1 protein-coding gene is annotated in these 230 nt (G+C 63.0%); it reads right to left on the bottom strand.

The annotated features are described in order from the left end of the window. Positions 1-230: sugar transferase (locus SB764_RS45100; RefSeq protein ID WP_410867447.1), on the bottom strand; the 230-nt coding region annotated here is incomplete at both ends.

The following is a 230-nucleotide window of genomic DNA, read 5'->3' as shown; positions in this document are numbered from 1 at the left end:
CGATGGACCAGTTTTCGACGTAGTAGAGATCCAAACGGACCGCCTCGTCCCACGGCAGGTCCGATCGGCCGTTGATCTGCCAGAGCCCGGTGATTCCGGGCTTGATGAGCAGCCTCCGGTGCGTATGGCGTTCGTAGCCGTTGACCTCGCGCGACAACGGTGGACGTGGGCCCACCAAGCTCATGTCGCCCACCAGGACGTTCCAGAACTGCGGCAGTTCGTCCAGGGAG

The sequence above is a fragment of the Paraburkholderia sp. SIMBA_027 genome, from assembly GCF_046535315.1.
Classification (GTDB): domain Bacteria; phylum Pseudomonadota; class Gammaproteobacteria; order Burkholderiales; family Burkholderiaceae; genus Paraburkholderia; species Paraburkholderia tropica.
This window is presented reverse-complemented; position numbering and strand designations above follow the sequence as displayed.